At 69.7% G+C, this 18,077-nt stretch carries 15 protein-coding genes and 1 riboswitch; of the genes, 10 read left to right on the top strand and 5 right to left on the bottom strand.

Going from position 1 to position 18,077, the window contains the following annotated elements:
• Positions 1-167 precede the first annotated feature (167 nt).
• The 3 genes from ahcY to metK all read right to left on the bottom strand — a co-directional run bounded on the left by ahcY (position 168) and on the right by metK (position 4,670).
• Positions 168-1,577, bottom strand: a complete 1,410-nt coding sequence (gene ahcY / locus C9J49_RS00900) for an adenosylhomocysteinase (protein WP_107181142.1) — start codon at positions 1,575-1,577, stop codon at positions 168-170.
• Between the two features lie 64 nt (positions 1,578-1,641).
• Complete coding sequence (gene ligB / locus C9J49_RS00895; RefSeq protein ID WP_107181141.1) at positions 1,642-3,354, bottom strand: NAD-dependent DNA ligase LigB; 1,713 nt, start codon at positions 3,352-3,354, stop codon at positions 1,642-1,644.
• 95 nt (positions 3,355-3,449) lie between these two features.
• Complete coding sequence (metK, locus tag C9J49_RS00890) at positions 3,450-4,670, bottom strand: methionine adenosyltransferase (protein ID WP_046078472.1); 1,221 nt, start codon at positions 4,668-4,670, stop codon at positions 3,450-3,452.
• A gap of 328 nt (positions 4,671-4,998) precedes the next feature.
• Here metK and tkt point away from each other — a divergent pair, with 328 nt between their 5' ends.
• Positions 4,999-7,020 (top strand): transketolase, encoded by a 2,022-nt coding sequence (gene tkt, locus C9J49_RS00885; RefSeq protein ID WP_107181140.1) that lies wholly within the window; start codon positions 4,999-5,001, stop codon positions 7,018-7,020.
• 120 nt (positions 7,021-7,140) lie between these two features.
• Positions 7,141-7,323: riboswitch (FMN riboswitch) on the top strand.
• A 102-nt stretch (positions 7,324-7,425) separates the two neighbouring features.
• Complete coding sequence (locus C9J49_RS00880; RefSeq protein ID WP_107181139.1) at positions 7,426-7,908, top strand: 6,7-dimethyl-8-ribityllumazine synthase; 483 nt, start codon at positions 7,426-7,428, stop codon at positions 7,906-7,908.
• A gap of 90 nt (positions 7,909-7,998) precedes the next feature.
• On the opposite strand, the gene C9J49_RS00875 is transcribed toward C9J49_RS00880, so the two are convergent.
• A complete protein-coding gene (locus C9J49_RS00875; RefSeq protein WP_035597176.1) occupies positions 7,999-9,051 on the bottom strand; it encodes a class I fructose-bisphosphate aldolase in 1,053 nt (350 codons plus the stop codon).
• 248 nt (positions 9,052-9,299) lie between these two features.
• Between C9J49_RS00875 and C9J49_RS00870 the strand changes: the two genes are divergently transcribed.
• The 6 genes from C9J49_RS00870 to C9J49_RS00845 all read left to right on the top strand — a co-directional run bounded on the left by C9J49_RS00870 (position 9,300) and on the right by C9J49_RS00845 (position 14,276).
• Entirely contained in the window at positions 9,300-9,677 is a 378-nt protein-coding gene (locus C9J49_RS00870; protein WP_046078513.1) for a CidA/LrgA family protein, read from the top strand.
• Positions 9,674-10,396, top strand: coding sequence for an LrgB family protein (locus tag C9J49_RS00865; RefSeq protein WP_107181138.1), 723 nt, complete (start codon positions 9,674-9,676; stop codon positions 10,394-10,396). The genes C9J49_RS00870 and C9J49_RS00865 overlap by 4 nt, the downstream gene beginning before the upstream one ends.
• A gap of 154 nt (positions 10,397-10,550) precedes the next feature.
• A complete protein-coding gene (locus C9J49_RS00860; protein ID WP_046078476.1) occupies positions 10,551-11,585 on the top strand; it encodes a type I glyceraldehyde-3-phosphate dehydrogenase in 1,035 nt (344 codons plus the stop codon).
• Between the two features lie 37 nt (positions 11,586-11,622).
• Positions 11,623-12,786, top strand: a complete 1,164-nt coding sequence (locus tag C9J49_RS00855) for a phosphoglycerate kinase (protein ID WP_107181137.1) — start codon at positions 11,623-11,625, stop codon at positions 12,784-12,786.
• Between the two features lie 61 nt (positions 12,787-12,847).
• Positions 12,848-13,912, top strand: coding sequence for a class II fructose-bisphosphate aldolase (gene fba, locus C9J49_RS00850; RefSeq protein WP_035597188.1), 1,065 nt, complete (start codon positions 12,848-12,850; stop codon positions 13,910-13,912).
• Positions 13,913-13,964: 52 nt separating this feature from the next.
• A complete protein-coding gene (locus tag C9J49_RS00845; RefSeq protein WP_107181136.1) occupies positions 13,965-14,276 on the top strand; it encodes a hypothetical protein in 312 nt (103 codons plus the stop codon).
• Between the two features lie 9 nt (positions 14,277-14,285).
• On the opposite strand, the gene C9J49_RS00840 is transcribed toward C9J49_RS00845, so the two are convergent.
• Positions 14,286-15,101 carry a helix-turn-helix transcriptional regulator gene (locus tag C9J49_RS00840; RefSeq protein WP_046078479.1) on the bottom strand — a complete coding sequence of 272 codons (816 nt, stop codon included), beginning with the start codon at positions 15,099-15,101 and terminating at the stop codon, positions 14,286-14,288.
• A 163-nt stretch (positions 15,102-15,264) separates the two neighbouring features.
• Here C9J49_RS00840 and C9J49_RS00835 point away from each other — a divergent pair, with 163 nt between their 5' ends.
• Complete coding sequence (locus tag C9J49_RS00835) at positions 15,265-16,737, top strand: sodium:alanine symporter family protein (RefSeq protein WP_035597196.1); 1,473 nt, start codon at positions 15,265-15,267, stop codon at positions 16,735-16,737.
• Between the two features lie 230 nt (positions 16,738-16,967).
• Positions 16,968-17,999, top strand: a complete 1,032-nt coding sequence (locus C9J49_RS00830; RefSeq protein WP_046078480.1) for a sodium:calcium antiporter — start codon at positions 16,968-16,970, stop codon at positions 17,997-17,999.
• Positions 18,000-18,077: the final 78 nt, after the last annotated feature.

Raw genomic sequence — 18,077 nt, 5'->3', positions numbered from 1 at the left:
AGGATGCCCGCCGCGCATGACAGTCCCCGGGCGACGAGGTGACGATCCCATGTCGCTGGAAGCTGGAAGACAGCATGAACCCGCCATCATGGGGTCAAGAGTCTTCTTCAAGCTTCCAGCTTAAGCCCGCGAAGCGGGCGTTCTTCCAGCTCCGGTCGAAGCCAGACCTAGTAGCGATACCCATCGGGCTTGAACGGACCCTCGGGCGCGACGCCGGTGTACTCGGCCTGGGCCTCGCTCAGGCGGGTGACCACGCCGCCGAAGCCTTCCACCATGTAGCGGGCGACTTCCTCGTCCAGGTGGCGCGGCAGCACCGAGACGGTGAGTGCTGCGCGCCGCTCGGCCTCGTCGCGCTCGGCGAAGCGCCCCTCATAGAGGTGGATCTGCGCCAGCACCTGGTTGGCGAAGGAGCCGTCCATCACCCGCGACGGGTGGCCGGTGGCGTTGCCGAGGTTCACCAGCCGCCCCTCCGAGAGCAGGATCAGGTAGTCGCGGCTGTCCGGGTCGTATTCGCCGGGATCGCTGTCGCGGTAGACCTTGTGGACCTGCGGCTTGACCTCCTCCCAGTGCCACTGGCGGCGCATGTAGGCGGTGTCGATCTCGCTGTCGAAGTGGCCGATGTTGCACACCACCGCGCCGGGCTTGAGCGTCTTGAGCATGGCCGCGTCGCAGGCGTCGATGTTGCCGGTGGCGGTCACCACAAGGTCGATGCGCGACAGCAGCGCGCGGTCGATGCTCTGCATGCCGCCGTTGACGCCGCCCGAGTAGGGCGAGACCACCTCGAAGCCGTCCATGCAGGCCTGCATGGCGCACAGCGGGTCGATCTCGCTGATCTTCACGATCATGCCTTCCTGGCGCAGCGAGGCCGCCGAGCCCTTGCCCACGTCGCCATAGCCGACCACCAGCGCCTGCTTGCCGGCCAGCAGGTGGTCGGTGGCGCGCTTGATGGCATCGCTCAGCGAGTGGCGGCAGCCGTACTTGTTGTCGTTCTTGGACTTGGTCACCGCGTCGTTGACGTTGATCGCTGGCACCCGCAGCGAGCCGTCCCGGGCCATCTCCAGCAGCCGGTGCACGCCGGTGGTGGTCTCCTCGCTGATGCCGTGGACGGCGTCGAGCAGCTCGGGGCGCTTGTCGTGGAGCAGTGCGGTGAGGTCGCCGCCGTCGTCGAGCACCAGGTTGGGCGACCAGCCGTCGGGGCCCTCCACGGTCTGCTCGATGCACCACCAGAACTCCTCTTCCGTCTCGCCCTTCCAGGCGAATACCGGGATGCCGGCGGCGGCGATGGCCGCGGCGGCGTGATCCTGGGTGGAGAAGATGTTGCACGACGACCAGCGCACGGTGGCGCCCAGGTCGATCAGGGTCTCGATCAGCACCGCGGTCTGGATGGTCATGTGGATGCAGCCGGCGATGCGCGCCCCGGCCAGGGGCTGGCGGTCGCGATACTTGTCGCGGATCGCCATCAGCGCCGGCATCTCGGTCTCGGCGATGCGGATCTCGCGTCGGCCCCAGTCGGCCAGTTCGATGTCGGCCACCTTGTGGTCCGTGGTCGGCGGGGCGGATACGGCGGGCTGGTTCATGGGTCACCTCTTCTCGACGAAAAGCGTGACCCTCACTATAGGCAGCCCGCCGAGCGGCGGACAATCAACGCTGCGCGGGGAGGACATTCGCGGCGCCCGAGAAACCATCGATGCCGGCCGCCTCGAGCCGGGCCGCCAGCGTTCGTACCTGCGGGTCGGCGAAGAAGGCCGCGAGCGCCTTGGCCCGCACCGGCCCCACGCCGGGCAGGCCTCGCCAGTCCGTCACGCGTCGAGCGGCCAGTGTCGTCCAGCCCGTGGTGTCCCCGACGTCCCAGCCAGGCGGCGGCCCGAGGGCCTCGAGCCAGGCGGCGAACGGCCGCGCCCGGGTCGCCGCGAAGCGCTCGGCCAGCCGCCGGGCGCGGACCTCGCCGATGCCGTCGGCGCGGGCGAGCGCGTCCTGCGACAGCGCCTGCCAGTCGAGCAGCCCCCGCACCAGGCCGGCTTCGACCAGGGCGCGCCAGGTGCCCGGCCCGAGACCCGGGATATCCAGCGCCGACCCGCCGGAGAGCCAGGCCAGCCGTTCGAGGAACTGGCCCTCGCAGCCCGGCGTCGGGTGCCAGCAGGAAAGCGGGCCATGGTCATCGGCGGACGGCGGCGAGAGGTCGGGCCGCTCGACCGCCCGCCAGGCCACGCCGTCCAGCCGCGGGATCGTCAGCCCGGCCAGGGCCACGACCACGCGATCGCCGGGGCGAATATCGAGTGTCTCCCAGCGTTCGAGCGAGCCCGCCGACACCCGGCTCACGCGGCGCCCATCGAGGGTCACCGGCACCAGATGCAGCAGCGGCGTGATGCGCCCGGTGCGGCCGACGCGGAACTCGACGCCGCGCACCTCGGCCAGCGCCTCCCGTGGCGGATGCTTCCAGGCCGCGGCCCAGCCGGGCGGCTCGGCCCGCCAGCGCTCGCCGCTCGGCCGATGGCCCTGCTTGAGCACCACGCCGTCGGTGGCGAAGGGCAGCGCGCCGCGATACCAGCGCTCGCGCAGGCGCTTCACCTCCTCAAACGCCGCCACGGGGCGGCTCCAGCGCGCCGTCTCGGGGAAGCCCATGGCGGCGAGGCCCTCGAGGCGCTCGTCCATGGCCGCCGGCCCGTCGGGCCAGGCCCACACGAACAGGCCGATCTCGCCGGCCGTGGTCGCATCGAGCCGCTCCCGGGCCAGCCAGCCCGCCACCTCGCTGCGCGCGCCCGCGCTTCCCGTCTCCGCCTGAACGTGGCCGTCGAGGCGCCGGTAGAGCTCGCCCTGCAGCACCACGCGGGCCGGCGGCGCGCCCATCAGCCGCTCGGGCACCGCGGGCAAGCGCCGTACTTGCCACGTCCAGTCCTGTCCGCTTTCACCGTCGCCGCGGCTGATCGCCCGAGCCAGCCGGCCGTCCTCGTAGACCAGCGTCACCGCCACGCCGTCCACCTTGGGCTGCAGCCAGGCGCCGTCACGTCGCGCCAGCCAGGCGCGCAAGGCGTCTTCATCCGCGAGCTTGGCAAGCCCGGTCTGAGCGACGGGATGGGCGAGCTCGCCGGCCGGGCCGGTGTCAGGTGCCGGCGCATCGGGGGCCTGCTCGGGAAAGCAGCGGCGCCAGTCGTCGAGACGCGCTCGGGCCTGATCATAGACGGCGTCGCTTACCGGCGAGCTACCGTCGCGGCGATAGGCGGCGTTCCAGGCGCTCAGGCGGTCGTGCAATGCGCTGAGCTCGCACTCGGCACGGGGCGTCGACCAGCTCGGACAGTCGGCGAGCAGCGGCAACGACCACAGGCAGAGGAGAAGGAGGGAAAGACGGCGCGGCATGGCGAGCACTCCGGAGGGCCTGCCTCAACCCTAGCAAAGGGCCCCGCCCGGCGATGTGCCGGACGGGGCCCCGAGTCACCCGGAGGCGAGGTCGCTTACAGGCCGGCGGCGTCGCGCAGCGCCTGGGCGCGATCCGTCTTCTCCCAGGGGAAGGCGGTGAAGGTCTCGGTGTGCTCCTCGCCCTGGGTGTCGGTCCAGGTGTAGGAGGTCTCGAACGGCTCGCGGCCGAAATGGCCGTAGGCCGCGGTCAGGCGATACATCGGGTGCAGCAGGTCGAGCATCCTGGTGATGGCATTGGGCCGCAGATCGAAGTGCTCGCGGACCAGCTCGATGATGCGCTCGTCGCTGATGCGGCCGGTACCGAAGGTGTTGACCGACACCGAGGTCGGCTCGGCCACGCCGATGGCGTAGGAGACCTGGATCTCGCAGCGCTCGGCCAGGCCCGCGGCGACGATGTTCTTGGCCACGTAGCGGCCGGCGTAGGCGGCGCTGCGGTCGACCTTGGACGGATCCTTGCCGGAGAAGGCGCCGCCGCCGTGGCGGGCCATGCCGCCGTAGGTGTCGACGATGATCTTGCGCCCGGTCAGGCCGCAGTCGCCCACCGGGCCGCCGATCACGAACTTGCCGGTCGGGTTGATGTGGTACTCGGTGGTCTCGGTCAGCCACTCGGCCGGGATCACCTGCTCGATGATCTCGCGCTTGACCATCTTGCGCAGGTCGTCCTGGTCGATCTCCGGGTCGTGCTGGGTGGAGAGCACCACGGCGTCGACGGCGCAGGGCTTGCCGTGCTCGTCGTAGCGGAAGGTCAGCTGGCTCTTGGCGTCCGGACGCAGCCACGGCAGCATGCCGTTGCGGCGCAGCTCGGCCTGGCGCTCCACCAGACGGTGCGAGTAGTGGATCGGCGCCGGCATGTAGGAGTCGGTCTCGTCGGTGGCGTAGCCGAACATCAGGCCCTGGTCACCGGCGCCCTGGTCCTCGGGCTTGCTGCGGTCGACGCCCTGTGCGATGTCGACGCTCTGCTTGCCGATCAGGTTGAGCACGCCGCAGGTCTCGCCGTCGAAGCCGACGTCGGAGGAGGTATAGCCGATGTCGAGGATCACCCGGCGCACCAGGTCCTCCAGGTCGACCCAGGCCGAGGTGGTGATCTCGCCGGCGACGATGGCCACGCCGGTCTTGACCATGGTCTCGCAAGCCACGCGGGCGTTGCGGTCGCGGGCGATGATGGCGTCGAGCACCGCGTCGGAGATCTGATCCGCGATCTTGTCCGGGTGCCCCTCGGAGACGGATTCGGAGGTAAACAGGGAGTATTCGCTCATGGCGTCCTCGGCCCTCAGGAAATGGGAGGAAGGCATCTGGCCCCAAGGCTCGGGCGGTGGCATGGCGCCGAGGCCCGGGCGGACCGGCTGGGAGCGGATTTTACACGCTCGCCGCGGGGCTTCCTAGCGCCGCTCCGACGCCGGGGCCGCCAGGCGCGCACGCTGGCGCGGCGATTTGAAGGCCGCGGCCCATTCGGCGACAATGTTCGCCCTGATTCGTGCGTGCCGCCCCATTTCGCGGCACATTCCAGCCGAGATCCATGCCCGGCCACCCCCGACCGGGCTGCGTCATTGCTACTTATCTGCCGCAGGCGAGGAGCTGACCCCCATGCCGTCCCGTTTCGAACTGGCCAATGCCATTCGCGCCCTGTCCATGGACGCCGTCCAGAAGGCCAATTCCGGCCACCCCGGCGCCCCCATGGGCATGGCCGACATCGCCGAGGTGCTGTGGAACGACTACCTCCAGCACAACCCGGCCGACCCGCACTGGCCGGACCGCGACCGCTTCGTGCTGTCCAACGGCCACGGCTCCATGCTGCTCTATTCCCTGCTGCACCTCTCCGGCTACGAGCTCGGCCTGGAACAGCTGCAGAACTTCCGCCAGCTGCACGCCAAGACCGCCGGCCACCCGGAATACGGCTACGCGCCGGGCGTCGAGACCACCACCGGCCCGCTGGGCCAAGGCCTGGCCAACGCCGTGGGCATGGCGCTCGCCGAGCGCACCCTGGCGGCCCAGTTCAACCGCCCGGGCCACGAGATCGTCGACCACTACACCTACTGCTTCCTGGGTGACGGCTGCCTGATGGAAGGCGTCTCCCACGAGGTCAGCTCGCTGGCCGGCACCCAGCAGCTGGGCAAGCTGATCGCCTTCTACGACGACAACGGCATCTCCATCGACGGCGAGGTCGAGGGCTGGTTCACCGACGACACCGCCAAGCGCTTCGAGGCCTACGGCTGGCACGTGGTGCCCGCCGTCGATGGCCACAAGCCCGAGGAGATCAAGGCCGCCATCGAGCTGGCCCGCCAGCACGACGACAAGCCGAGCCTGATCGTCTGCAAGACCATCATCGGCTTCGGCGCGCCCAACAAGCAGGGCAAGGAAGAGTGCCACGGCGCCGCCCTGGGCGAGGACGAGGTCGCCGCGGCCCGTCAGCAGCTGGGCTGGTCCCACGCGCCCTTCCACGTGCCGGAAGACATCTACCAGGGCTGGGACGCCAACGAGGCCGGCAGCACCCGCCAGGCCGAGTGGCAGACGCGCTTCGACCGCTACGCCGAGGCCCACCCGGAGCTGGCCCGCGAGTTCCTGCGCCGCCAGAAGGGCGAGCTGCCCGCCGAGCTGACCAGCGAGGCGATGATCAAGCAGGCCCAGGAAAAGGGCGACTCCGTCGCCAGCCGCAAGGCCTCGCTGGCCTGCCTCAACGAGCTCGGCCCGCAGCTGCCCGAACTGCTCGGCGGCAGCGCCGACCTGGCGCCGTCCAACCTGACCTTCTGGAAGGGCGCCGAGGCGATCTCCACCGACGTGCCGGGCGGCAACTACCTGCACTACGGCGTGCGCGAGTTCGGCATGGGCGCGATCATGAACGGCCTGGCCCTGCACGGCGGCTTCGTGCCCTACGGCGCCACCTTCCTGATCTTCATGGAATACATGCGCAATGCCGTGCGCATGGCGGCGCTGATGGGCCAGCGCGCGGCCTATGTCTTCACCCACGACTCCATCGGCCTGGGCGAGGACGGCCCGACCCACCAGCCGGTCGAGCAGCTGACTAGCCTGCGCACCACGCCGAATCTCTCCACCTGGCGCCCCTGCGACGCCGTGGAGACCGCCGCGGCCTGGAACGCGGCCATCAAGCGTCAGGCCGGCCCGACCGCGCTGGTGCTGTCCCGCCAGGGCCTGCCGCACCAGCAGCGCGACACCCAGCAGCTGGCCGACATCCAGCGCGGTGGATACGTTCTGAAAGAGAGCGTGCTCAAGGACCGTGTGGTGACGCCTGACCTTATCCTGATCGCCACCGGCTCCGAGGTCGGCCTGGCCATGGACGCCGCCGCCGTGCTCGCCGAGCAGGGCCGCGCGGTGCGCGTGGTGTCGATGCCGTCCACCGACGTCTTCGACGCCCAGGACGCCGCCTACCGCCAGGCCGTGCTGCCGGCCGAAGTGGGCAACCGCATCGCCGTCGAGGCCGGTCATCGCGACTTCTGGTACAAGTACGTGGGTCTCGAGGGCCGCATCGTCGGCATGAGCACCTTCGGCGAGTCCGCCCCGGCCGGCGACCTGTTCAAGCACTTCGGCTTCACCGTGGAAAACGTGGTGGGCGAGGCCGAGCAGCTGCTGGACGATGCCGACGACGACTGATCGCAACACTCTCTGCGACATCGAGAAGGCACGGCTCACGCCGTGCCTTTTTTGTGGACGCCACGCCTTGGCGCGCCCCGCGCGAGCCCCTATGATGAGGCCTCGGCCATGTCCCATGGCCACTGTTCTCAGGGCGGGGTGAAAGTCCCCACCGGCGGTGATGGTCCCGCGCGCCTCGTTCGATACGAGCCTGCCAGCGACACGAGCCCGCGAGCGCCCGGCCGGCCAACACGGCCGCCGGGGTCAGCAGATTCGGTGAGATCCCGAAGCCGACGGTCACAGTCCGGATGAAAGAGAACGGCACCCCAGCCGGGAAGGCGCGGACGCGCGGTCGATGCCGCACGCCCCGTTTATCCGTCGACGGTTCCGCATGCCCTGATTCTGGTAGCTTTTTCGAGGAAGACCATGAATCAGTCGAAGTTCGAACACGCCCCCCGCATCGCCTTCATCCAGGCCAGCTGGCACAGCGACATCGTCGGCCAGGCCCGCGAGGCCTTCACCGCCACCCTCGCCGAGCAGCACGGCATCGCGGCCGACCGCATCGACGTCGTCAGCGTCGCCGGCGCCTACGAGATCCCGCTGCAGGCCAAGCTGCTGGCGAAAAGCGGCCGCTATGACGCCATCGTCGGCGCCGGCTTCGTGGTCGACGGCGGCATCTACCGCCACGACTTCGTCGCCCACGCGGTGATCGACGGCATGATGCGCGTCCAGCTGGACACCGAGGTGCCGGTGCTGTCGGTGGTGCTCACCCCGCACCACTTCCACGAGCACGCCACCCACACGGCCTTCTACCACGAACACTTCGTGACCAAGGGCCGCGAGGCCGCCGACTCCTGCGCCATGACGCTTGCCAACCTGCGCGAGGCGCGCAAGCTGATCGACGCCTGAGGCATGTCTGGCGCCCGCTCGGCGAGGTGACAACGAAAAAGGCACGGCTTATGCCGTGCCTTTTTTTCGTCGTGCCTCTCGCGCCCCGGATCAAGCCAGGGTGATGCCGTCGTCCAGGTAGACGTCCTGGATGGCATGGAGCAGCTCGACGCCCTCGGCCATCGACTTCTGGAAGGCCTTGCGGCCGGAGATCAGCCCCATGCCCCCGGCGCGCTTGTTGATCACCGCGGTGCGCACCGCCTGGGCCAGGTCGCTCTCGCCGCCCGCCGCACCGCCGGAGTTGATCAGCCCGGCGCGGCCCATGTAACTGCTGGCCACCTGGTAGCGGGCCAGGTCGATGGGATGCTCGGAGGTCAGCTCGTCGTAGACCTTGGCGTGGGTGTGGCCGAAGCCGATGTCGCGATAGCCGGCGTTGGTCTCGGCCATCTTCTGCTTGACGATATCGGCCTTGAGGGTCGCCGCCAGGTGGATCGCCTGGCCGGTGAGGTCGGCGGCGGTGTGGTAGTCCTGGCCCTCGTGCTTGAAGGCCGGGTTGCGCAGGTAGGCCCACAGCACCGTGACCATGCCCAGCTCGTGGGCGCGCTCGAAGGCCTGGCTGATCTCGCCGATCTGGCGGCGGCTCTCGGGCGAGCCGAAGTAGATGGTCGCCCCCACCGCCGCACAGCCCATCTCGAAGGCCTGCTCGACCTGGGCGAACAGCGTCTGGTCGTAGACCGCCGGATAGGTCAGCGTCTCGTTGTGGTTGAGCTTGAGCAGCATCGGGATCTTGTGCGCGTACTGCCGCGCCACCGAGGACAGCCCGCCCAGGGTCGAGGCCACGGCGTTGCAGCCGCCTTCGATGGCCAGCTCGACGATGTTGGCCGGGTCGAAGTAGAGCGGGTTGGGCGCGAAGGACGCCCCGGCGGAGTGCTCGATGCCCTGATCCACCGGCAGGATACTCAGGTAGCCGGTGCCGCCGAGCCGACCGTGATCGAACAGCGCCTGCATGTTGCGCAGCACGTGGGGCCGGCGGTCGCTGTGGGCCATTACCCGGTCGACGTAGTCCGGGCCCGGCGCGTGAATCGACGCCGCCGGAATGCCCCGGCACTGGTGGGTCAGCAGGCTTTCCGTTTCGCTGCCGAGCAACTGCGCTATATCGGTCATCGCACCCTCTCTCCTGATGATTGACGGACGGTTCCCCTAGCCTAGAGCAAGCGCCGGCCGTCGACAGCCCACCGACGCGACGAAAACGGCGTCGTCTTCGCTCCCCCGAACCCGACTTGTCGGCGCCTCCCGCCAGCGACAGTCTCCGGGCGCCCACAGGGCGCGGCCGGCGACGGCGAACGGATTTCCCCCCGCCGCTCTGGCATGATGACGCCTGAGTGGAACAATCCGTCAGGGAGGACGAGGTGATCGCAGTACTGCGCGGGTTTCTGTGGCTCACGGGGGTGTGGCTGGCCGGCGAGACGCTGGTGGTGCTGCTCGACCTGCCGGTCTCGGCCGGGGTGGTGGGCATGCTGCTGATGACTATCCTGCTGATGCTGCGCATCGGCCGGCTCGATGACATCGCCGCCGCCGGCCAGCCGCTGATCGGCCTGCTGGCGATGCTGATCATGCCCGGCGTGGTGGGCGTGTTCTTCGTCGCGGACGACTTCGCCGGCCAGTGGCTGGCCGTCGCGGTGGCGCTGGTGGTCGGCACCCTGGCCAGCGTGCTGACCACCCTGCTGCTGATGCGCCGCTGCATGCCCGCCGAGCCTGACGCGGACGCGCCGCCGGAGTCCCGCTCATGAGCGACGCCCTGGTGGCGGTGCGCGAAGCGCTGCTGGCCACTCCGCTGTCGGCCATCGCCCTGACGCTGGCCGCCTATCTCGCCGCCCTGTGGGCCGTCGAGCGCCTGGGGCGCCCCGGCTGGTGCCCGGCGGTGCTGCTGGCCGCGTTGCTGGTCGCCGCCACACTGCGGGGGCTGTCCATCGACGTCGCCGACTACCGGCGCGGCGCCGACTGGCTGATGCTGCTGCTCGGCCCGGCCACGGTGGCGCTCGGGGTGCCCCTCTACCAGCAGCTGCCCCACATCCGCACGCTGTGGAAACCGCTGGCGCTGAGTCTGCCGCCGGCGGCGGCCCTGGCCTCGTGCTATTCGCTGGCGCTGGCCTGGGCGCTGGGCGCCAGCCCCGAGGTGCTGGCCTCGCTGGCCCCCAAGTCGGTGACCGCACCGATCGCGCTCGGCATCGTCGAGGAACTCGGCGGCTCGGTGCCGCTGCTGATGGGCGGGCTGCTGCTCACCGGCGTGATGGCGACCCTGGCGGTCAGCCTGCTGGCCCCGGCGCTGGGCATTCGCGACCATCGTATCCTCGGCTTCGCCCTGGGGGTCAACGGCCATGCCATCGGCACCGTGCGCGCCTTCGAGATGAGCCCCGCCGCCGGTGCCTTCGCCTCGCTGGGTATGAGCCTGACCGGCATCCTCACCGCCCTGTGCCTGCCGCTGGCCTGGCGGCTGCTGGGCCTCTAGACGCCACCTCCGCCAGCGGGCGACTTTCGTCGCACACGGCAGCATGAGCGGCGCCGACGCGCATGCCTCGGCCGCCCCGACCGGCGACGCCGATCGCGAAATAGGCTAGAATCGCCGCCTCTCGCCCACCGGATTCGGGAGCCCAGGACAGGCCATGGCCCTACGCATCGCCATCAACGGTTACGGCCGCATCGGCCAGTGCGTGCTGCGCGCGCTCGTCGAGCGCGACATGCCGGAACTCGAGGTAGTGGCCCTCAACGAGCTGTCCGGGCTCGACACCATCGCCTACCTGACCCGCTTCGACACCACCCACGGTCGCTTCCCCGGCAGCGTGGAAGTCGACGGCGAACACCTGGTGATCGACGGCCGTCCGATCCGGGTGCTCTCCGAGGCCGACCCGGCCGCCCTGCCCTGGGCCGAGCTCGGGATCGACCTGGTGCTGGAATGCTCCGGCAGCTTCAAGGAGCGCGATGTCGCCGAGGCCCACCTGGCCGCCGGCGCCGCGCGACTGCTGTTCTCCCAGCCCGCCGAGAGCGACGTCGACGCCACCATCGTCAGCGGCATCAACGACGCCGACCTGACGCCCGAGTGCCGGGTGATCTCCGCCGCCTCCTGCACCACCAACTGCCTGGTGCCGGTGCTGACGGTGCTCGACGAGGCGCTGGGCCTCGACCACGGCGTCACCACCACCATTCACTCGGCGATGAACGACCAGCCGGTGATCGACGCCTATCACCAGACCGACCTGCGCCTGACGCGCTCGGCAATGCACTCCATCGTGCCGGTGGACACCGGCCTTGCGCGCGGCATCAACCGCCTGATGCCGCACCTGGCCGACCGCTTCGAATGCCTGCACGTGCGGGTGCCGACCATCAACGTCTCGGCCATGGATCTGGCCCTCTCGGTGCGCACCGATACCGACGCCGAGACGGTCAACGCCCTGCTCCGCGAGGCCAGCGCCCGACGGCTCGCCGGGCTGCTCGGCTACACCGAAACGCCCATGGCCTCGGTCGACTTCAACCACGATCCGCGCTCCGGTATCGTGGACGCCACCCAGACCCGGGTGGCCGGCGGCCGCCTGATCAAGATGCTGTGCTGGTTCGACAACGAGTGGGGCTTCGCCAATCGCATGCTCGACGTCGCCGGCCGCATCGCGCGACTGGGCCCGGTGCCACCCTCCGATGCCTGAGACCCCTTCGGCTTTCCCAGACGAGGAATCTGCTTCCATGAACGTGCGCAAGATGACCGACCTCGACCTCGACGGCCAGCGAGTGCTGATCCGCGAGGACCTGAACGTGCCCGTCAAGAACGGCCAGGTGACCAGCGACGCCCGCCTGCGGGCCGCCCTGCCGACCATCCAGGCGGCACTCGAGGCCGGCGGCAAGGTGATGCTGATGAGCCACCTGGGACGCCCCACCGAGGGCGAGCCGGCCGAGGAGTTCTCCCTGGCGCCGGTAGCCGAGCATCTCTCCGGCCTGCTCGGTCGCCCGGTGCGCCTGGTCGAGGACTACCTGGAGACGGCACCCGCCTTCACCGACGGCGAGGTCGTGCTGCTCGAGAACGTGCGCTTCAACAAGGGCGAGAAGAAGGACGACGAGGCGCTGGCCAAGGCCTACGCCGCGCTGTGCGACGTCTACGTGATGGATGCCTTCGGCACCGCCCACCGCGCCCAGGCCTCGACCCACGGCGTGGCGCGCTTCGCTCCCGCCGCCTGCGCCGGCCCGCTGCTGGCCCAGGAACTCGAGGCACTGGAGAAGGCGCTGGCCACGCCGAAGCGCCCGATGACCGCCATCGTCGGCGGCTCCAAGGTCTCCACCAAGCTCGAGGTGCTCAACGCGCTGTCCGAGAAGTGCGACCGCATCATCGTCGGCGGCGGCATCGCCAACACCTTCATCGCCGCGGCCGGCTACAACGTCGGCAAGTCGCTGCACGAGGCCGACCTGGTCGAGGCCGCCAAGGCGCTGATGGACAAGGTCGAGATCCCGCTGCCCTCCGACGTGGTGGTGGCCACCGAGTTCTCCGACAGCGCCACCGCGGTGACCAAGCCGGTCGACCAGGTGAATGATGACGAGATGATCCTCGACATCGGCCCGGACACCGCCGCCAGGCTCGGCGAGCAGCTCAAGGCCGCCGGCACCATCCTGTGGAACGGCCCGGTCGGCGTGTTCGAGATCGACCAGTTCGGCCACGGCACCGAGGCGCTGTCCTACGCCATCGCCGAGAGCGACGGTTTCTCCATCGCCGGCGGCGGCGACACCCTGGCGGCCATCGACAAGTACGGCATCGCCGACCGGGTCTCCTACATCTCCACCGGCGGCGGCGCCTTCCTCGAATACGTCGAGGGCAAGGTGCTGCCGGCGGTCGCGGCCCTCGAAGCCGCCGCAAAATAAACCATCATTACTGCGATGCAGGCGGCGCAGCCCGCCGCCTCACACGACAAAGGGTGACTTCATGGCACTGATCAGCATGCGCCAGATGCTGGACCACGCCGCCGAGCACGGCTACGGCATCCCGGCGTTCAACGTCAACAACCTCGAGCAGATGCGCGCCATCATGGAAGCCGCCGACGAGACCGACTCTCCGGTGATCGTCCAGGCCTCCGCCGGCGCCCGCAAGTATGCCGGTGCGCCCTTCCTGCGCCACCTGATCCTGGCCGCCGTCGAGGAATTCCCGCACATCCCGGTGGTCATGCACCAGGACCACGGCACCAGCCCCGCGGTGTGCCAGCGCTCCATCCAGCTGGGCTTCTCCTCGGTGATGATGGACGGCTCGCTGGGCACCGACGGCAAGACCCCGACCAGCTACGACTACAACGTCGACGTCACCCGTCGCACCGTCGAGATGGCCCACGCCTGCGGCGTCTCCGTCGAGGGCGAGCTGGGCTGCCTGGGTAGCCTGGAAACCGGCATGGCCGGCGAGGAAGACGGCGTCGGCGCCGAGGGCAAGCTCGATCACGACCAGCTGCTGACCGACCCGGAAGAGGCCGCCGAGTTCGTCAAGGCCACCCACGTGGACGCCCTGGCGATCGCCATCGGCACCAGCCACGGCGCCTACAAGTTCACCCAGCCGCCCACCGGCGACACCCTCTCCATCCAGCGCATCAAGGAGATCCACGCCCGCATCCCCGAGACCCACCTGGTGATGCACGGCTCCTCCTCCGTGCCGCAGGAGTGGCTCGAGGTGATCAACGAGTTCGGCGGCGCCATCCCCGAGACCTACGGCGTGCCGGTCGAGGAGATCGTCGAGGGCATCAAGCACGGCGTGCGCAAGGTCAACATCGACACCGACCTGCGCCTGGCCTCCACCGGCGCGGTGCGTCGCTTCCTGGCCGAGCACCCGGCCGAGTTCGACCCGCGCAAGTTCCTCAAGGTCAGCACCGCGGCCATGAAGGAAGTCTGCAAGGCCCGCTACGAAGCCTTCGGCACCGCCGGCCAGGCCAGCAAGATCAAGCCGATCAACCTGGAAGAGATGTTCCTGCGCTACGAGCGCGGCGAACTGGACCCGCGCGTCAAGTAAGCGTCCCCGCCCCGCCGGCCTCCGTGCCGGCGGGCATCATGCGAGCCCCGCCATGCACAATCTGTGGATTCCCGTGGTCGCCATCCTGCTCGTCGCCGGCCTGATCTTCGGCGGCCAGTGGATGGCCGACAACGACCGCGACGACCGGATCGCCGCCCGTATCGCCGAGCGCCTCGAGGCTCAGGACGACGTCGAGATCGAGCGCCTGCTCGAGGTGAACAAGGGCTACGGCCTGTGCGGCGACGCCGTGCGCGCCGATCGCCCCGCCCTGCCGTTCTACTACCACACCGTCACCGAGCAGCTGGCATTGGGCGCCGACGCCCCGGCCTACCGCGAGAACTGCGGCCGCCACGCCGCACGCTGACGTGCCTGCCTAGAGGTAGCGCGCCCGGAAATGCCACTCTCCGGGGCCGATGTCGTTGTGGATCGCCGCCACGATATCGGGATCGAGGGCCGGGTCGTCCAGGTCGTAGAGGCCGCACTGCGCCAGCGCCTGGCGCGGGCTGACCGTGTCGGCGATGCGCTCGTAGACCACCCGCACGCCGCAGGGCATGCGCTCGCTGCTGTCGGCCACGCCCAGCTTGAGCCCGGTGAGTCGCGCGACGTGACTCTTGAAGCTGGGGAAGAGGATGGTCTGGGTCATCTCGTGACCGTTGAGCGACTCGTGATCGGCCAGGAACAGGCGGTCGGTCAGCAGCAGCGCCACGCCCTGATAGCGGTTGTGCCAGTGGCGGCCACCGGCACGGGGCGGCATGCGCTCGGTGCGCTGGTAGAGCACGTCCTCGCCGCGCCGCTCGAGGCAGACCAGGGTGCACAGCACCTGCCCGGGCCGCGACATGGCCAGGTAATACTCGTGGTAGCAGCCGAGATAGCGCGACATGCCCTGACGCCCCTGCTCGAGCAGCGCGGCGGGCAGCCCCAGCGACGGCGCCCGCTCGGGCGACTCGCCGTCCGGCGTCGGATGCAGCCGCACCAGCGAGCGGAACTCGTCGTGGGGCAGCAGGATCTCGTGCACCTCGACGCCGAAGAAGTCGCAGATGCGGCGCATGGTGTTGCTGGCGGGCTTGTAGCGGCCGCTGAGATAGCGGTTGAACTGGGCCCGATTGATGTCGAGCCGGCGGCAGACCTCGGCGATGGAGCGGTAGTAGCTGCACAGCAGCCGGAGGTTGGCCGCGAAGTCGTCATGCATGTCGGTGGGTTCCTGTCGGGCGCTCGCCCCAAGATGGTGCACCCTGGTGCACTGGGTGCGGCGCATGGTGCGCCAGGCTGCACCATAGCGTCAAATCACAGCGTGACCGCGGCCTGCTTAAATCCCCCGCACCGCGAATAACGCCAAGATGGAGATGAATGGAATGTTGGCTTTCCTCAACGACCTGCTATGGGGCAAGGTCCTGATCGTACTGCTGATCGCCGTGGGCATCGGCTTCACCGTCGCCTCGCGCTTCGTGCAGTTCCGCTACTTCGGCCGCATGTTCCGCATCCTGGGCGCCAGCCAAGCCTTCAAGAAGGACAAGCACGGCCACCTGAGCTCCTTCCAGGCGCTGGTGCTGTCGGTGGCCGGCCGGGTCGGCGGCGGCAACATCGCCGGCGTCGCCGTGGCCATCACCCTTGGCGGCCCCGGCGCCGTGTTCTGGATGTGGGTCGTCGGCCTGATGGGCATGGCCACCAGCTTCCTCGAGTGCACCCTGGCGCAGACCTACAAGACCGCCGAAGGCGACGGCACCTATCGCGGTGGCCCGGCCTACTACATCTCCCGTGGCCTTGGCCGCCACTGGAACTGGCTGGCCGGCGTCTACTCGGCGCTGCTGCTGGTGACCTTCGGCTTCGCCTTCACCGCCCTGCAGTCCTATTCCGTGGCCACCTCCTTCGGCGACGCCTTCGGCGTGCCGGTGCTCTACAGCGGTCTCGGCCTGGCGCTGCTGGTGGGCCTGATCATCTTCGGCGGCATCAAGCGTATCGCCCGCATCTCCGAGTTCCTGGTGCCGATCATGGCCGGCGGCTATCTGCTGATCGCGCTGGTGGTGCTGGCCCTGAACATCACCCAGATTCCGGACGTCATCGCGCTGATCGTGAAGAGCGCCTTCGGTCTCGAGCCGGCCATCGGCGGCGGCATCGGCGCGGCCATCATGATGGGCCTCAAGCGCGGCCTGTTCTCCAACGAGGCCGGCCTCGGCAGCGCGCCCAACGTGGCGGCCGTGGCCTACGTGCCGCACCCGGCCAACCAGGGCATCGTGCAGGCCTTCTCGGTGTTCATCGACACCGTGATCATCTGCTCCGCCACCGCCTTCGTGATCCTGCTCAGCGGCGTCTATGAAGCGGGCGCCGGCGTCGACGTCGCCGGCATCGCCCTGACCCAGGCCGCCCTGGCCGACCACGTCGGCGAATGGGGCCGCACCTTCGTCAGCATCGCGCTGCTGCTGTTCGCCTTCAGCACCATCCTCTACAACTACTATCTGGGCGAGAACAGCCTGAACTTCTTCAGCCGCCGCAATCAGGGCCTGTTCAATGCCTTCCGCGTGACCATCGTGCTGCTGGTCTGCTGGGGCGCCACCACCGACCTGGGCACCGCGTTCGGCTTCGCCGACGTGACCATGGGCCTGCTGGCGGTGGCCAACCTGATCGCCCTGATCATGCTGTTCAAGCCGGGCCTGCGCATCCTGCGGGACTTCGACGGCCAGATGCGCGCCGGCGTGGAGCAACCGGTCTTCAACGCCAAGGATCACCCGGATCTGGACCTGGACCCCAAGGCCTGGGAGCTCGAACCCGAGGACCTCGAGCGCGCCCATCAGGCACTGGGCAACGCCCCGGCCCGCAACCGCGGCTGATCCACGCCGCGATTCACCGCCCCACGCCCTCGGCCCCGCTCATGCGGGGCCGAGGCGTTTCAAGGCGCTCGATCCCCTCGGCGCCTTGACGCGACACCCGGCTTCGCGCTGGACTGGCGGCTCGCGCATCGCCGCCGTCATGCCCAGCCAGGAGCTCCCATGCCCGCGCCGCCCTCGGCCTTTCCGTCCCCCTCGCGACATCCCGTCCTCATGCCGAACGGCCGCCGGCCATGCTGAGCGCCCTCTCGCTGCCCCTCGCCTTCGCGGCGTTCGTCGCCTGCGCCCTGGTGATCGGCGTCGCCGGCACGCGGCTGACGCACATCGTCGACGACCTGGCCGACCGCACCGGCCTCGGCGAGGCCATCGCCGGCGCCGTGCTGCTGGGCATGGCCACCTCGCTGTCGGGACTGGTGCTGTCGGTCTCGGCGGCGCTGGCCGACCGCCCCACCCTGGCGATGAGCAACGCCCTGGGGGGCATCGCCGTCCAGACCCTGTTCCTGACCATCGCCGACCTGACCCACCGGCGCGCCAACCTGGAGCACGCCGCCGCCTCCATCGGCAACCTGATGCAGGGCGGCCTGCTGCTGTGCCTGCTGACCCTGGTGCTGGTGGGCCGCTTCGCCCCGGAATGGACCCTGTGGCAGGTCCACCCCGTCACACCGCTGATCGTGATCAGCTACCTGTTCGGGCTGCGGCTGGCGGAGCGTACCCGCGACCGCCCCATGTGGCGGCCGGCCCAGACCCGGGAAACGACGCCGGACGTGCCGGACGAGCAGGCCCGGAACCGTTCGGCGACGCGGCTGTGGCTGAGTTTCCTGGGCCTGGCCGTGGTGCTCGGCGCCAGCGGCTGGCTGCTGGAAGGCGTGGCCTCGGTGATCGCCGAGGACACCGGCCTCGGGCAGTCGGTGGTGGGCGTGCTGATGACCGCGGTGGTCACCTCGCTGCCGGAGCTCGTGACCTCGATCGCGGCGGTGCGCCGGGGCGCGTTGACCCTGGCCGTGGCCGGCATCATCGGCGGCAATGCCTTCGACACCCTGTTCGTGGCCGCCTCGGACGCGGCCTATCGCGGCGGCTCGATCTATCACGCCATGCCCGACGGCGTGGCGCTGTGGGTGGCGATCTCGCTGCTGATGACCGCCATCCTGATGGTCGGCATGATCCACCGCGAGCGCCTGGGGCCCGGCCGCATCGGCTTCGAGAGCCTGGCCATTGCCGGCTGCTATCTGGCCGGGGCGGCGATGCTGGTGATGGCGCCGGGCTGATCTCACCCGGCGCATGAAGAATGTGCAGCAAAGATTGAATTGAAAAACACTGTTCACAAAGTCGCGGAAATGGTCTTA

Origin of the sequence: Halomonas sp. SL1 (assembly GCF_003030865.2) — a bacterium.
In the GTDB taxonomy this organism is placed as follows: Bacteria; Pseudomonadota; Gammaproteobacteria; order Pseudomonadales; family Halomonadaceae; genus Halomonas; species Halomonas halophila.
Note: the sequence above shows the minus strand (reverse complement) of the source record. Positions and strands in the feature narration are given on the sequence as shown.

Bases quoted from the DNA above. Each gene is read 5' to 3' on its own strand.
- ahcY (WP_107181142.1), bottom strand. From the start codon at position 1,577: ATGAACCAGCCCGCCGTATCCGCCCCGCCGACCACGGACCACAAGGTG.
- ligB (WP_107181141.1), bottom strand. From the start codon at position 3,354: ATGCCGCGCCGTCTTTCCCTCCTTCTCCTCTGCCTGTGGTCGTTGCCG.
- metK (WP_046078472.1), bottom strand. From the start codon at position 4,670: ATGAGCGAATACTCCCTGTTTACCTCCGAATCCGTCTCCGAGGGGCAC.
- tkt (WP_107181140.1), top strand. From the start codon at position 4,999: ATGCCGTCCCGTTTCGAACTGGCCAATGCCATTCGCGCCCTGTCCATG.
- C9J49_RS00880 (WP_107181139.1), top strand. From the start codon at position 7,426: ATGAATCAGTCGAAGTTCGAACACGCCCCCCGCATCGCCTTCATCCAG.
- C9J49_RS00875 (WP_035597176.1), bottom strand. From the start codon at position 9,051: ATGACCGATATAGCGCAGTTGCTCGGCAGCGAAACGGAAAGCCTGCTG.
- C9J49_RS00865 (WP_107181138.1), top strand. From the start codon at position 9,674: ATGAGCGACGCCCTGGTGGCGGTGCGCGAAGCGCTGCTGGCCACTCCG.
- C9J49_RS00860 (WP_046078476.1), top strand. From the start codon at position 10,551: ATGGCCCTACGCATCGCCATCAACGGTTACGGCCGCATCGGCCAGTGC.
- C9J49_RS00855 (WP_107181137.1), top strand. From the start codon at position 11,623: ATGAACGTGCGCAAGATGACCGACCTCGACCTCGACGGCCAGCGAGTG.
- fba (WP_035597188.1), top strand. From the start codon at position 12,848: ATGGCACTGATCAGCATGCGCCAGATGCTGGACCACGCCGCCGAGCAC.
- C9J49_RS00845 (WP_107181136.1), top strand. From the start codon at position 13,965: ATGCACAATCTGTGGATTCCCGTGGTCGCCATCCTGCTCGTCGCCGGC.
- C9J49_RS00840 (WP_046078479.1), bottom strand. From the start codon at position 15,101: ATGCATGACGACTTCGCGGCCAACCTCCGGCTGCTGTGCAGCTACTAC.
- C9J49_RS00835 (WP_035597196.1), top strand. From the start codon at position 15,265: ATGTTGGCTTTCCTCAACGACCTGCTATGGGGCAAGGTCCTGATCGTA.
- C9J49_RS00830 (WP_046078480.1), top strand. From the start codon at position 16,968: ATGCTGAGCGCCCTCTCGCTGCCCCTCGCCTTCGCGGCGTTCGTCGCC.